This window comes from Desulfovibrio sp. SGI.169 (assembly GCF_050313595.1).
Classification (GTDB): Bacteria; Desulfobacterota; Desulfovibrionia; order Desulfovibrionales; family Desulfovibrionaceae; genus Desulfovibrio.
This window is the reverse complement of record NZ_JBNPLS010000003.1, coordinates 35,945-49,445: the sequence shown is the minus strand read 5'-3', so window position 1 is coordinate 49,445 and position 13,501 is coordinate 35,945. Positions and strand designations below refer to the sequence as shown.

Annotated in this window: 8 protein-coding genes; 7 read left to right on the top strand and 1 reads right to left on the bottom strand. The window is 64.2% G+C overall.

Annotation, left to right across the window (positions count from 1 at the left end; genetic code table 11):
- Nucleotides 1-3 precede the first annotated feature (3 nt).
- From pheT to ACQRA4_RS02565, 7 genes are all read left to right on the top strand, one after another.
- Entirely contained in the window at nucleotides 4-2,409 is a 2,406-nt protein-coding gene (pheT, locus tag ACQRA4_RS02595; protein ID WP_427821524.1) for a phenylalanine--tRNA ligase subunit beta, read from the top strand.
- Nucleotides 2,410-2,549: 140 nt separating this feature from the next.
- Nucleotides 2,550-2,891, top strand: coding sequence for a MerR family transcriptional regulator (locus tag ACQRA4_RS02590; protein WP_427821523.1), 342 nt, complete (start codon nucleotides 2,550-2,552; stop codon nucleotides 2,889-2,891).
- Nucleotides 2,892-2,948: 57 nt separating this feature from the next.
- Entirely contained in the window at nucleotides 2,949-3,671 is a 723-nt protein-coding gene (gene rpe / locus ACQRA4_RS02585; protein ID WP_427821522.1) for a ribulose-phosphate 3-epimerase, read from the top strand.
- A 22-nt stretch (nucleotides 3,672-3,693) separates the two neighbouring features.
- Nucleotides 3,694-5,688 (top strand): transketolase, encoded by a 1,995-nt coding sequence (gene tkt, locus ACQRA4_RS02580; protein ID WP_427821521.1) that lies wholly within the window; start codon nucleotides 3,694-3,696, stop codon nucleotides 5,686-5,688.
- A gap of 76 nt (nucleotides 5,689-5,764) precedes the next feature.
- A complete protein-coding gene (locus ACQRA4_RS02575) occupies nucleotides 5,765-6,937 on the top strand; it encodes a phosphoglycerate kinase (protein ID WP_427821520.1) in 1,173 nt (390 codons plus the stop codon).
- Between the two features lie 196 nt (nucleotides 6,938-7,133).
- Nucleotides 7,134-7,901 carry a class I SAM-dependent methyltransferase gene (locus tag ACQRA4_RS02570; RefSeq protein ID WP_427821519.1) on the top strand — a complete coding sequence of 256 codons (768 nt, stop codon included), beginning with the start codon at nucleotides 7,134-7,136 and terminating at the stop codon, nucleotides 7,899-7,901.
- A gap of 221 nt (nucleotides 7,902-8,122) precedes the next feature.
- Nucleotides 8,123-12,334, top strand: coding sequence for an acyl-CoA dehydratase activase-related protein (locus ACQRA4_RS02565; protein WP_427821518.1), 4,212 nt, complete (start codon nucleotides 8,123-8,125; stop codon nucleotides 12,332-12,334).
- A 64-nt stretch (nucleotides 12,335-12,398) separates the two neighbouring features.
- Here ACQRA4_RS02565 and fliM read toward each other — a convergent pair whose 3' ends face one another.
- Entirely contained in the window at nucleotides 12,399-13,379 is a 981-nt protein-coding gene (fliM, locus tag ACQRA4_RS02560; RefSeq protein ID WP_427821517.1) for a flagellar motor switch protein FliM, read from the bottom strand.
- Nucleotides 13,380-13,501: the final 122 nt, after the last annotated feature.

Below are 13,501 nucleotides of genomic sequence, written 5' to 3'. Positions count from 1 at the left end.
GATATGCTGCTTTCCCTTTCATGGCTGCGTGAATTTACGCCTTATGAAGGCCCCGCCGAGGCGCTGGGCGACCGGCTGACCATGCTTGGCCTTGAGCTGGAGGACATCCGACGCCCCTATGACGCCATCAGCTCCATTGTGGTGGGCTATGTGGCGGAATGCGCCCCGCACCCCGACTCTGATCATCTGCACTGCTGCAAGGTGGACGCCGGTCAGGGCGAACTGCTGGATATCGTCTGCGGCGCGCCCAATGTGGCCGCCGGCCAGAAGGCGCCCGTGGCCCTGGTGGGAACGCGCCTGCCTGACGGCACGGTCATCAAGAAAGCCAAACTGCGCGGCGCGCCGTCTTTCGGCATGATCTGCTCCGAGCGGGAACTGGGCCTTACCGAAGAGCACAGCGGCATCATGATCCTGCCGGACTCCGCCGCCGTGGGAGCGCGCCTTGTGGACGTGCTGGAGCTGGACCGGGAAGTGCTGGACATTTCCATCACGCCCAACCGCGCGGACTGCCTTTCCGTGCTGGGGCTGGCGCGTGAGACGGCCCTGGCCTTCAACCTGCCCCTGAACATCCCGGAATTGCCCCTGCGCCTGGATGAAGAGGGGCCGGAAAGCGTCGTGCCCATTGACATCGAAAATCCCGACCTCTGCCGTCTGTATGCGGGCCGGGTCATTTCCGATGTCAGGGTGGCCCCGTCGCCCATGCGCGTGCGCCACCGCCTGCATGCCGTGGGCGTGCGCCCCATCTCCAATATTGTGGACGTGACCAACTATATTCTGTTTGAATGCGGCCAGCCCCTGCACTCCTTTGATCTGGACAAGCTGCGCGGCGGGCGCATTGTGGTCAAAAACGCCCGCGAAGGCGAAAAATTCGTTACACTGGACGGGCAGGAACGCATTCTGAGCGAACGCGATCTCTGCATCTGCGACGCGGAACGGCCCGTGGGCCTGGCCGGGGTCATGGGCGGCCTGAATACGGAAATCACGGCGGACAGCCGCAACGTCTTTCTGGAAAGCGCGGTCTTCCGGCCTGGCGTCATTCGCAAGACCTCGCGGCGTCTGGGGCTTTCCTCCGAAGCCTCGTACCGTTTCGAGCGCGGCATCGACCAGCGGCGCACGGTCTGGGCCCTGGATCGAGCTTGCGCCATGATGGCCGCCTTTGGCGGCGGCGTGGTGCGGCGCGGGCTTTCCATCAGGGAACCCCGGCCCTTTGTCCCGGCGCGCATTGACTTTCGCCCGGCCAGGGCCGACGCCCTGCTGGGCGTGCGCCTGAGCCCGGAATTTGACGAAAAAACGCTCATCGGCATGGGCTGCGCCGTGGAAAAGAGCGGCGAGGTCTGGCGGGTGGAGCAGCCCTCCTGGCGGCCCGACCTGACCCGCGAGGCTGACCTTATTGAGGAAGTGGGCCGGGTGCACGGACTGGACGCCATCCCCCCCGTGCTGCCGCCCGTGCATCTGGAGTTGGAGCGAGCGGCCGAGCCGGAATCGCGCTATGCCTTCTGGCTGCGGCTCAAGCGCTGGGGCGCGGGCCTGGGCCTCAACGAAGCGGTCAATTACAGTTTTGTGGGCCATAACGACCTGGATCATCTCGGTCTGCCAGTTGCGGGGCGCATTTCCATCATGAACCCCCTTTCGGCGGAACAGGATGTGCTGCGCACGGCTCTGGCGCCGGGTCTGCTTCAGGATTTGCGCACTAATCTGGCCCAGGGCGCGCAGGGCTTGCGGCTGTTTGAGCTGGCCCACGTTTTCGAGGCCGATCCGGCCTCTGAAACCACGGCCCGCGAAACCGGCATGCTGGGCATTCTGCTTTACGGCGCGCGCCACGACGCGGCCTGGCCCCACGCCGAGGCCGATATGGATTACGCGGACCTCAAGGGCGTGGTGGAGCATCTGCTGCATTTTCTGCATCTGCCCGCGCCGGTCTGCCGCCAGGCCGAAGCGCATCCCTTTCTTCTGCCCTGTGTGGAAACGCTGGTCGAGGGCCGCCGCATAGGCCGCATGGGTCGGGTCAAACCCGCTTTGGCCGAGGCTTTTCACGCCCGCAAGGATGTCTGGCTGGCGGAACTCAATCTGGAAGAGCTGCGCCAGCTGCACGACAGCGCCGTGGTGCGTTTTGCCCCCCTGCCGGTCTACCCGCCGGTGCGGCGCGACATCACGGTGATGGCCGGGCCGGAGCTCAAGGTCGGTCAGGTGCTTGAGCATCTGGCCGGGCTCAACCTGCCCCTGCTGGAAGACGCCATGCTGGCGGACTGCTTTGAGCCGCGGGGCGTCCCCGGCGCGGAAGGGGGACGCAACCTGACCTTCCGCCTGACCTTCCGCCACGCCGGGCGAACCCTCAAGGATGCGGAAGTGGACAAGGAGCGGGAAAAGGTGGCAGAATCGCTGGTGAAGAATCTGGGCGTCCGGGTTTAGAGCGTTTGCCTTGAAAAAGCTCTTGCCGTGAAGCGGCGGGCCGTCGCCCGGCATGAGGTCTTCACGGCCTGCATGCCGGTTTCGCCTTGCCCGCCGGAGAGCGGAAAGCCCATGCGCCCGGGATTCGGGAGGACGGTTCCATGCCGAAAAAAAATTATCGCATTGGCGAGGCGGCGGAGCTGCTCAACCTCAAGACCCATGTGCTGCGCTTCTGGGAGACGGAGTTTCCCCAACTGGCTCCCCTGCGCACGGACAAGGGGCAGCGCCTGTATATGGAAAGCCATCTGGCGCTTCTGCGCCGTATCCGGCAATTGCTGCACGAGCAGGGTATGACCATCGAAGGCGCGCGCCGCGTCCTGGAGGGCAGCGCCGTGCTGGATGAAAATCTGCCCGAACGGGTGGCCGCCGTGCCGGACCCGGCCTTCATGCAGATGCTCAAGCGGGAGCTGACGGCGGTGCGCCGCCTTCTGGCCGGTCAATGACGCGGCGGCGCGGCACAAAACGCAAACGCGCCGGATGCGGTAAAAAGGTTGTGGCCCATGATCCTTTCTCCATCCCTGCTTTCCGCTGATTTTTCCCGTCTGGCTGAAGAGCTGGCCGCCCTGGAGGCCGCCGGGGCGACCTGGCTGCATCTGGACGTGATGGACGGGGCCTTTGTGCCCAACATCACCTTTGGCCCCCCGCTGATCAAGGCCCTGCGGCCCCACAGCGGGCTTTTTTTTGACGTGCACCTCATGATTCATGAACCGGCCCGTTACCTGCGCGATTTTCAGGAGGCCGGGGCTGATCTGCTGGTCATCCACATGGAGGCCGACCGCCATCCCCAGCGCACCCTGACCGAGATACGCAGGCTGGGCCTCAAGGCCGGGCTGGCCCTGAACCCCGGCACGGATATTTCCCCGCTTCGCTGGCTCGCGCCGGATATGGATATTCTGCTGCTGATGAGCGTCAATCCCGGTTTTTCCGGCCAGGCGTTCATTCCCCGAACCTATGAAAAAATTCGCGCGGCGCGCGCCCTGCTGGCTGAAGCCGGGGCCGCCGACACGCTGATTCAGGTGGACGGCGGGGCTTGCCCGGAGAACGCCGCCCCGCTGCTGCAAGCCGGGGCCGATGTGCTGGTGTCCGGTTCCGCCTTTTTCGGTCACAAGCCCTATGACGCGCGTCTGGCGGCCTTCATGAGCGCCGCCAGGGGGTTCGCCGAACGTCCCGGCCTGCGCGCCGCCCGCGCCTGGCGCTCCGCCGCGCCGCATCTCAACCCGTAACGCCAAGAAAGGAAAAAGAGCCATGCCCACCCGCAGACAGTGCGCCAACGCCATCCGCGCCCTCACCATCGACGCCATTGAAAAATCACGCTCCGGCCATCCGGGCGCGCCTCTCGGCATGGCCGACATGGCCGAGGCTCTCTGGCGGCACGGCTTCAGGCATAATCCCGCCAATCCGGGCTGGCCGAACCGCGACCGCTTCGTGCTTTCCAACGGGCACGCCTCCATGCTCCAGTACGCGGTGCTCCATCTCACGGGCTATGATTTTCCCATTGAGGAAATCAAAAATTTCCGCCAGTGGGGTTCGCAGACGCCGGGCCACCCCGAACGCGGGCTGCCCCCCGGCGTGGAAATGACCACCGGCCCGCTGGGCCAGGGCATTTCCTCGGCCGTGGGCATGGCCCTGGCCGAGCGCATGCTGGCCGCCCGGTTCAACACGCCTGAGCATACCGTGGTGGATCACCGCACCTATGCCTTCTGCGGCGACGGCTGCCTGATGGAGGGCGTCTCGCACGAGGCGTGCTCCCTGGCCGGAACCTGGGGCCTGGGCAAGCTCATTGTGCTGTACGATTCCAACGGCATTTCCATTGACGGCAAGATAGACGCCTGGTTCAGCGAAGATGTGGGCGCGCGCTTCCGCGCCTACCGCTGGCAGGTCATCGGCCCCATTGACGGGCACGACAGCGAGGCTCTGGACAAGGCCCTGGCCGAGGCCCGAGCGGATCTTTCCCGCCCCAGCCTGATCATCTGCCATACCCATATCGGCTTCGGCTCGCCCAAGGCCGATTCCGCCGCCAGCCACGGCGCGCCCCTGGGCGAGAGCGCCTCGGACGCCACGCGCCGGGCCCTGGACTGGCACGAACCGCCCTTTGTCATTCCGCAGGAAATTTATGCGGCCTGGGACGCGCGCGCCGCCGGGCAGGCCGCCGAGGCGGCCTGGAATGAAACCTTCGCGGCCTACAGACAGGCCAATCCCGAACTGGCCGCGGAATTTCTGCGGCGCATGGGCGGCGAGCTGCCCGACGGCTGGGCAAACGCGGCCAGGGCCATGCTGGACGAGGCCGCGGCCAAGGCCGAAAACCTGGCCACACGCGTGGCCTCGCAGAAGGCGCTGGAGCATCTGGCGGGCGCATTGCCCGAACTGGTCGGCGGCGCGGCCGACCTTTCCAGCTCTGTGGGCACGCTGACTTCCCGCTCCGAGCATCTCAAGCCCGGCGCGTACACCGGCAACTACATTTCCTACGGCGTGCGCGAATTCGGCATGAGCACAATCATGAACGGTCTGGCCCTGCACGGCGGCTTCATCCCCTATGCGGGCACCTTCATGGCCTTTTCGGATCAGGCCAAAAACGCCGTGCGTCTGGCGGCCATCATGGGCCTCAGGGTGGTCTGGGCCTTTACCCACGATTCCATCGGCGTGGGCGAGGACGGCCCCACCCATCAGCCTGTGGAGCAGGTCTCCACCCTGCGGCTGACGCCCAATCTGCATCTCTGGCGGCCCTGCGACACGCTGGAAACCGCCGTGGCCTGGCAGTCCGCCCTGGAGAGCCGTGAAACACCCACCTGTCTTTCGCTGTCGCGCCAGAAACTGGCTTTCTTTAAGCGCGACGCGGCCCAGGTGGCGGCTGTGGCCAAGGGCGGCTATGTGCTGCGCGACTGCCAGGGCGCGCCGGAAATCATTCTGCTGGCCACAGGTTCGGAAGTGGCCCTGGCTGTGGAAGCGGCGGAACAGCTCAATGCCGAAGGCCGTCGGGCGCGGGTGGTTTCCATGCCCTGCGCCGAAATTTTCGACGCCCAGGACGCGGCCTGGAAAGAAAGCGTCCTGCCCGCGGCCGTGCGCTGCCGCCTGGCCGTGGAAGCCGCCTCGCCGGACTACTGGTACAAGTATGTGGGGCTGGACGGCGATGTACTGGGCATGAACAGCTTCGGTGCGTCCGCGCCCGGTTCGGTCATGTTTGAGCGCTTCGGCTTTACAGTGGCCCATGTGCTGGAAAAGGCCAGGGCGCTGCTGAAATAATCCGCGGCTGTTCTCCGCTCCGGGGGGAGCCTGGCGGCGGGAACGGCCCGACAACGCCAACCACAGGGAGGCGCATATGTCTGTCAGAAAACTTGTGGACCTGGATTGCAACGGCAAGACCGTGGTCATCCGGGAAGACCTCAACGTGCCCATGAAAGAAGGGCGCATCACCAATGACAAGCGCATCCGCGCGGCGCTGCCCACCATCAGGATGGCTCTGGACAAGGGCGCGGGCGTGGTGCTGCTTTCGCATCTGGGCCGGCCCACGGAAGGCCAGTATGAAGAGCGCTTTTCGCTGCGACCCGTGGCCGCGCGCCTGGGCGAGCTGCTGGGCCGGGAAGTGCCGCTGGTCAACGCGCCGGAAGACGCCGGGCAGGTGCGGCCGGGGCAATGCGTGCTGCTGGAAAATGTGCGTTTTCTCAGCGGCGAGAAAAAGAATGATCCGGCTCTGGCCGCCCGCCTGGCGGGCCTGGGCGACATCTATGTGATGGACGCGTTCGGCGCGGCGCACCGGGCCCATGCCTCCACCGAAGGCGCGGTGCGTCTGGCCAAAACGGCCTGCGCCGGTCCCTTGATGGTGACGGAGCTGGCGGCCTTCGCCAAAGTGCTGGACAATCCGGCCCGGCCGCTGGCCGCGGTCATCGGCGGCTCCAAGGTTTCCACCAAGCTGGGTTTGCTGGACAATCTGCTGGCCAGGGTGGACAGCCTCATAGTGGGCGGCGGCATTGCCAATACCTTTCTGGCCGCCGCCGGTTACAATGTGGGCGCTTCCCTCTGTGAGCCGGATCTGATTCCGGAAGCCAGAAAAATCATGGAAACAGCCAGGGCGCGGGGCAAACAACTGCCCTTGCCCGTGGATGTGGTTACGGCCAGAGAGCTGGCCCCGGGGCAGAAGGCCACAGTGCATGCGGCGGATGACGTGCCGGCGGACGAAATGATTCTGGATATCGGCCCCAAAACCGTGGCCCTGTATGAAAAGCTGCTGGAAGGCGCGGCCACCGTGGTCTGGAACGGGCCTGTGGGAGCGTTTGAAACCGAGCCTTTCGGCGCGGGCACCAGAGCCCTGGCCGAGGCTCTGGCCGCCTCGCGGGCTTTTGTGGTTGTGGGCGGAGGTGACTCCGTGGCCGCTGTGGAAGGCTATGGCCTGGCCGACAGGATGGGCTATATTTCCACGGGCGGCGGCGCTTCCCTGGAACTGCTGGAAGGCAAGACGCTGCCTTCGGTGGCGGCTCTGGAAGACAGGGCGTAGGCGTTCGGCTTTCAAGCAAGCAACGGCTCTGGCGGTCGCTTCTGTGGCCGCCGGAGCCGTTTGCATGGAGCGCCGGCCTGAAGCCCGCCCCGCCGGGACATTGCGTCCGAACAAAGCTTGGGCTATACTGATCACTGCGGGACAAGCGGGCGCGTGTATTCCGCGGGTTTGTCCCTCTGATTCGGGAGGCGCAAGAGTGCGGCGTTTTTATCAGGAAAGCTGGCAGGGAATACCGTTTACGGCGTTCTCGCACATTTCTTTTTTTCATCTGGCGGAGCCCAAGTTTTACGCCACCTTTTACGAGGAACTGTTCCGCCGCTACAAAGACTGGGACGACCTGCCCCCGACCTGGCGTCTCAACAAGCGCAAGGATGCCCGCTGGCTGGCCGGGCAACTGCGCGCCCGCCCGGATCAGGAGCCTGCCCGCGAGGGCCCGGCGCGCGTGCTCTCCATCGGCAGCGGCGTGGGCTATATGGAAAAGCTGCTTCTGGAGGAAGTGCCCGGTCTGGAACTGCACGTCAACGAGCCCAGCACTGTGGGCATGAAGTGGCTCAGGCGGCACATCCCCGCCGACCGCATATATATCGGTCTGCCGCCCGCCTGCCTGCCGTCGGACGTGCAGTACGACATGATTTATCTTTCCGCCGTGGATTACGGCATTCCCAACCGCGAACTCATCCATATGCTGGGGGAACTGCGCGCCCAGCTCGCGCCCGGCGGCGCGCTGGTCTGCCTGTCCGCCTCGCTGCTGGAAGAGGATTCTTTTATCGGCGGCTTTGTCAACGCCATCAAGATCGTCATTCGCGGGGTTCTGCATTATCTGGGCATCCGGCGGCAGCAGTTCTGGGGCTGGCGGCGCACGCGCGACGAATACCGTCAGCTTTTCAGACAGGCGGGCTTCAGTGATGTGGAAGACGGCTGGCTGGAGGACGGCTTTGAAACCTACTGGATTCGGGGACGGTAGCGGAGCCGGGCAGACGCCGCGCGGATCATGCGAAGAATCTGTCCAATGTTCCGAGGCTTTTCTGTAATCCCTGAGAACCGCCGCATGCCTGCCTCTGCGGCTTCACGGCCAGGCCACGGCGCTTTGCCCCGCCGGTCTGCGTTTTCATGCTTTTTCTTGAGGGTCTCTGATCGCCGCCGTGATGCTTTCGGCGGCATTTCAATGACAGGTTAAGAGCTTTCATGCAGTCTCCCGCATATTATATCGGCCTTGATATCGGCTCCACCACAGTGAAAGCGGCTGTGCTGGACGCCACGGGCAAGATGCTGTTCGGCAGGTATGCGCGGCACTATTCCGAAGTCCGGCAGAGCGCGGCGCGCCTGTTGCGCGAAATCGCCGACTTCGCCGGCGATGCGGCCTGCCGCATGAGCGTCACGGGTTCCGGGGGCATTTCCCTGGCAGGCGAACTGGGCCTGCCTTTCATCCAGGAGGTGCTGGCCTCCAACCTGGCCATCAGAAAGAGAATCCCCGACGCCGATGTGGTCATCGAGCTGGGCGGCGAGGACGCCAAGCTGACCTTTCTGAGCGGCGGCCTTGACCAGCGCATGAATGAAACCTGCGCCGGGGGCACCGGGGCCTTCATTGACCAGATGGCGGCCTTTATCGGCACAGACGCCGCCGGCCTGGACCGGCTGGCCCAGGGCCACGCCACCATTTATCCCATTGCGTCGCGTTGCGGGGTTTTCGCCAAAACCGACATTCTTCCCCTGCTCAACGAGGGTTGCGCGCGTGAAGACATTGCCGCCTCCATCATGCAGGCCGTGGTCAATCAGACCATTGGCGGTCTGGCGCGCGGCAGGGCCATCAGGGGCAAGATTGTTTTTCTCGGCGGGCCGCTGTCTTTTCTGCCCTCCTTGCGCGAGCGTTTCACAGCCATGCTCAAGGAAATGCGCGAAGCGGTCTTTCCCGAGGACGGGCATTTCTTTGTGGCGCTGGGCGCGGCGTATCATGCCATGAACATGCGCCCGCAACGCCTGTCCTTCGTCCATTGCCTGAGTGTGCTGGAAGGGCGCGGCGCGGGGCAGGCCTACGGCAGGCTGCCGCCCCTGTTCGCCTCGCGTGAAGAGCGCGAAGCCTTTGCGGCCCGCCACTCCGGCTGCCGCGCCGCCCGGCGGGACCTGGCCACGGCTTCCGGCGACGCCTGGCTGGGCTTTGACTGCGGCTCCACCACCATCAAGGCCGCCCTGCTGGATGCCGACGGCAACCTGCTTTATTCCTTTTACGATTCCAACAAGGGCGATCCCCTCAGGGCGGCCCTCGGCGTTCTTGAAGAAATTTACGCCCGAAAGCGCCCCGACCTGACCATCAGGGCGGCCGCGGCCACCGGCTACGGCAGCGCGCTGCTCACGGCGGCGCTGCGCCTGGACGTGGACGAGGTGGAAACCGTGGCGCACTTCACGGCGGCCAGATTTTTTGAGCCGCGCGTCTCGTTCATTCTGGACATTGGCGGGCAGGACATCAAGTGCATGCGCATCCGCAACGGCGTCATTGACAGAATCAATCTCAACGAGGCGTGCTCCGCCGGGTGCGGCTCCTTTATCGAAAATTTCGCGGAATCGCTGAATATGCCGCTGGCGGATTTTGTGGAGCAGGCGTTGCGCGCCGCGTCGCCCGTGGATCTCGGCACCCGCTGCACCGTGTTCATGAATTCCAAGGTCAAGCAGGCGCAGAAGGAAGGGGCGGACGTGGGCGACATCGCCGCCGGTCTTTCCTACTCCGTGGTGCGCAACGCCTGCTTCAAGGTGATGAAAATTTCCAATCTGGCGGAGCTGGGCGAATACATGGTGGCCCAGGGCGGCGCGTTCGCCAATGACGCCTTGCTGCGCGCTCTGGAACTGGAGCTGGGCCGCCCGGTCATGCGGCCCGGCATTTCCGGCCTGATGGGCGCTTTTGGCGCGGCCCTCATCGCCCGCAAGCGCGGCCCGCTGAACGGAAAGACCGCACTGCTCGGCCCGGAGGAGCTGCGGACATTTTCAGCGCATACGGCCGCCACCCGTTGCCGCCGCTGCGCCAACGCCTGCCTGCTGACCATCACCACCTTTGCGGACAAGCGGCGCTTCATTTCCGGCAATCGTTGCGAACGCGGCACCGAAGCCGAGCCGCGACGCTGCATCAATCTCTATGCCTACAAGTACAAGCGCCTGTTTGAAGCCTATACGCCTCTGGAGGAGGCCGCGGCCCGGCGCGGCGTTCTGGGCATTCCCCGCGCGCTGAACGTCTTTGAAAATTATCCGCTCTGGTTCACCCTGTTCACCCGTCTGGGCTTTCGCGTGGTGCTGTCCTCGCCCTCGTCCAAAGAGCTGTATTACAGCGGCTACGACACCATCCCCTCGCAGACGGTCTGCTATCCGGCCAAGCTTGCGCACGGGCATGTGCTTGATCTGGCGGTGCGGGGCGTCAAAACCATCTTTTTCCCCTGTCTGCCCAATGAGCAGCGGAGCGCCGGCTCCACCGCCGGCACGTTCAACTGCCCGGTGGTCATCGGCTATCCCGAGCTTTTGGCGCGCAATATCAGCGCCATTGAAGAGCAGGGCATAACCTTTATTCATGAATTTCTGCCCCTGGACAGAGCCATGCTCGCCAGGCGGCTGCGCGGCGTTCCCTTTTTTTCGCGAATTCCCCGTGCCGAACTGGAAGAAGCGGTGCGCGCCGGCTTCGCAGAGATGGACGCCTTCCATCAGGACATGCGCAACGCGGGCGAAGCCGCGCTGGCAGCCCTGGCCGCCGACGGCGGAATGGGCATTGTGCTTTCCGGGCACCCTTACCATACTGACCCGGAGGTGCACCACGGCGTGTCAGACCTGGTGACATCCTGCGGCATGGCCGTTCTGACCGAAGACTCAGTGGCGCATCTCATGCCTGACCCCGGCCCGCTGCGGGTGGTGGATCAGTGGGCCTACCATTCGCGTCTGTACCGGGCCGGAGCCTATGCGGCCACGGTGGACAACCTGGCTGTGCTGCAACTGGTTTCCTTCGGCTGCGGGCTGGACGCCATCACTTCGGATCAGCTGGAAGAAATCGTCACCCTGCGGGGGCGTCTGTACGCCCAGATCAAGATTGACGAGGGCGCCAATCTCGGCCCGGCCCGCATACGCATCCGTTCCTTGCAGGCGGCCATGCGCGAGCGCCGTGAGCGGCGCGTCTGCCGCGCCGTCGCGCCGGACGGGCCGCCCCCGGTCTTTACCAGGGCCATGCGCGAAACCCATACCCTGCTGGTGCCGCAGATGTCGCCGCTGCATTTTCAGTTCACGGAAGAGGTCTTCGCCGCCGAAGGCTACCGGGCCGTGCTGCTGCCCAGCGTGAAGCGCGCGGCCATTGAGCTGGGGCTGCGCCATGTGAACAACGACGCCTGCTTTCCGGCCATTGTGGTGGTGGGGCAACTGCTGGAGGCGCTCAAGAGCGGCGCGTACGACCCCGAAAGGGTCGCCCTGGTCATTTCCCAGACGGGCGGGGGCTGCCGGGCCACCAATTATATCGGCTTTCTGCGCAAGGCCCTGCTGGACGCGGGTCTGGAGCGGGTGCCCATTGTTTCTTTTTCCACCAGCATTCAGGAGGATGCGCCGGGCATCAGCCTGACGGGCAGGATGCTGCGCCGGATGATTATGGCCGGGCACTACGGCGACGCGCTGTTGCGCATGATTCACCGGGTGCGGCCCTATGAAAAAGAGGCGGGAAGCACCGAGGCCCTGGCCGCGCGCTGGGCGGAAAAAGCGAAAAAAAACATTGCCTCCGGCAATATTCCGCGTTTTGAATGGAACATGATGTCCATGATCAGGGAGTTTGACCGCCTGCCCCTGCTCAGCGAAGAGCGCAAGCCGCGCGTGGGCCTGGTGGGCGAGGTGCTGCTCAAGTACCATCCCGACGCCAACAACAATGCCGCCAGAATTGTGGAGGAGGAGGGCGGCGAGGCCGTGGTTACGGGGCTGATGGATTTTCTGCTCTACAATTTTTATGACCACATTTTCAATTACGAACATCTCGCGGGCAGAAAGAAGGATTCTCGCGCGGCTATGGCCGGCATCGCCTTTCTGGAATTGACGCGCCTGGGCATGCGCTTCTGTTTCGGGCGCAGCAGGCGCTTCAACGTGCCCGTGCGCTTTCACGAATTGCGCAAGAAAACGAAGAACCTGATTTCTCTGGGGCACCAGACCGGCGAAGGCTGGCTGCTGGCCGCGGAGATGGTCAGAATGCTGGAAGACGGGGTCAACAACATCCTCTGCATGCAGCCGTTCGGCTGCCTGCCCAACCACATCACCGGCAAGGGGCTGCTCAAGGAATTGAAGCGGCGTTACCCGCAGGCCAACATCATCGCGCTGGACTATGACCCCGGCGTCAGCGAAGTGAATCAGATCAACCGCATCAAGCTGATGATGCGATCCGGTCAGTTGAAATAGGGCATCTTACCCTGAAAGCGGCCGCCGGCGGCGAGAGCTGCCGGCAGCGGGGCGGGGCCTTGCCCTATGTGTACTGCGGCTCGTTTTCCTTGATGATCTGAAAGGCCTTCATGGCTTTGACCGTGCCCGCGATGCCCTGATATTTGCTGACCCCGGCCACGGTGCAGGTGAGCAGGTCTTCCACATCCGTGTCCAGCACCAGCACGTCGCCCACCTGCATGCGCAGAAGCTGATTGCCGGTGATGCTGGTGCTGCCGAAATGCACCTTGAGTTCCACCGGCGTTTCCATAAGCCGTTCCTTGAGGCGCGCCACCCAGGCATGGTCCACTTCCAGGCGTTCGGTCTGGAAGCTGGCGTGCAGTTTGGAGCGGATGGGCTCAATGGTGGCGTAGGGCAGGCAGATGATCATGGAGCCCAGGGCCGTGTCCAGCTCCACCTCAAAGGTGATGACCACCACCACGTCGCTGGGCGGCACGATGGCCGCGAACTGCGGGTTGATTTCGCTGCGCACCAGCTCCAGCTTGACGTCGTGCACGGGCCGCCAGGATTCCTCCATATTGTCCAGAGCTATTTTGACAATCTTGTCCACCACGGCCTGTTCGATGCGCGTGAACTCGCGGCCTTCGATCTTGGGCTGACTGCCCGCGCCGCCGAAGACATTTTCCACCAGGGCGAAGACCAGGCGCGAGTCCACCACCATGATGGCGTTGCCGCGCAGGGGGTCCATCTTGAAAATATTGATGGAGGTGGGCACGGGCAGGGAGCGCATGAACTCCCCGAACTTTGTCATGTCGATGGAAATGGGGTTCAGCTCCACGCGCTTGCGCACGGCGTTGGACAGGGCGTTGGTGCAGAGCCTGGCGAAACGGTCGTTGACGATTTCCAGCACCGGCATGCGGCCGCGGATGATGCGGTCCTGATTGGCGAGGTCAAAGGCCACAATGCCGGACTCGTCTTCCGGCACCTCCGGTTCGCTTTCAATCTCGCCGCCGGAAAGCCCGCGCAGCAGGGCATCCACCTCGTCTTGCGCCAGAACTTTGTTCATACCGCCTGAAACTCCTGCTGATGTGCCTGTTCAGGAATCAGAATGCAAAAAAAAGGCCAGATTGACAAGAGCGTCGTCGCGGCGGATGGGGCGGGTCGCGCCCGCGCCCTTGTCGGAAGTCT

Excerpts from the sequence above, each read along its gene's own strand:
- pheT (WP_427821524.1), top strand. The coding sequence starts at position 4 with ATGCTGCTTTCCCTTTCATGGCTGCGTGAATTTACGCCTTATGAAGGC.
- ACQRA4_RS02590 (WP_427821523.1), top strand. The coding sequence starts at position 2,550 with ATGCCGAAAAAAAATTATCGCATTGGCGAGGCGGCGGAGCTGCTCAAC.
- rpe (WP_427821522.1), top strand. The coding sequence starts at position 2,949 with ATGATCCTTTCTCCATCCCTGCTTTCCGCTGATTTTTCCCGTCTGGCT.
- tkt (WP_427821521.1), top strand. The coding sequence starts at position 3,694 with ATGCCCACCCGCAGACAGTGCGCCAACGCCATCCGCGCCCTCACCATC.
- ACQRA4_RS02575 (WP_427821520.1), top strand. The coding sequence starts at position 5,765 with ATGTCTGTCAGAAAACTTGTGGACCTGGATTGCAACGGCAAGACCGTG.
- ACQRA4_RS02565 (WP_427821518.1), top strand. The coding sequence starts at position 8,123 with ATGCAGTCTCCCGCATATTATATCGGCCTTGATATCGGCTCCACCACA.
- fliM (WP_427821517.1), bottom strand. The coding sequence starts at position 13,379 with ATGAACAAAGTTCTGGCGCAAGACGAGGTGGATGCCCTGCTGCGCGGG.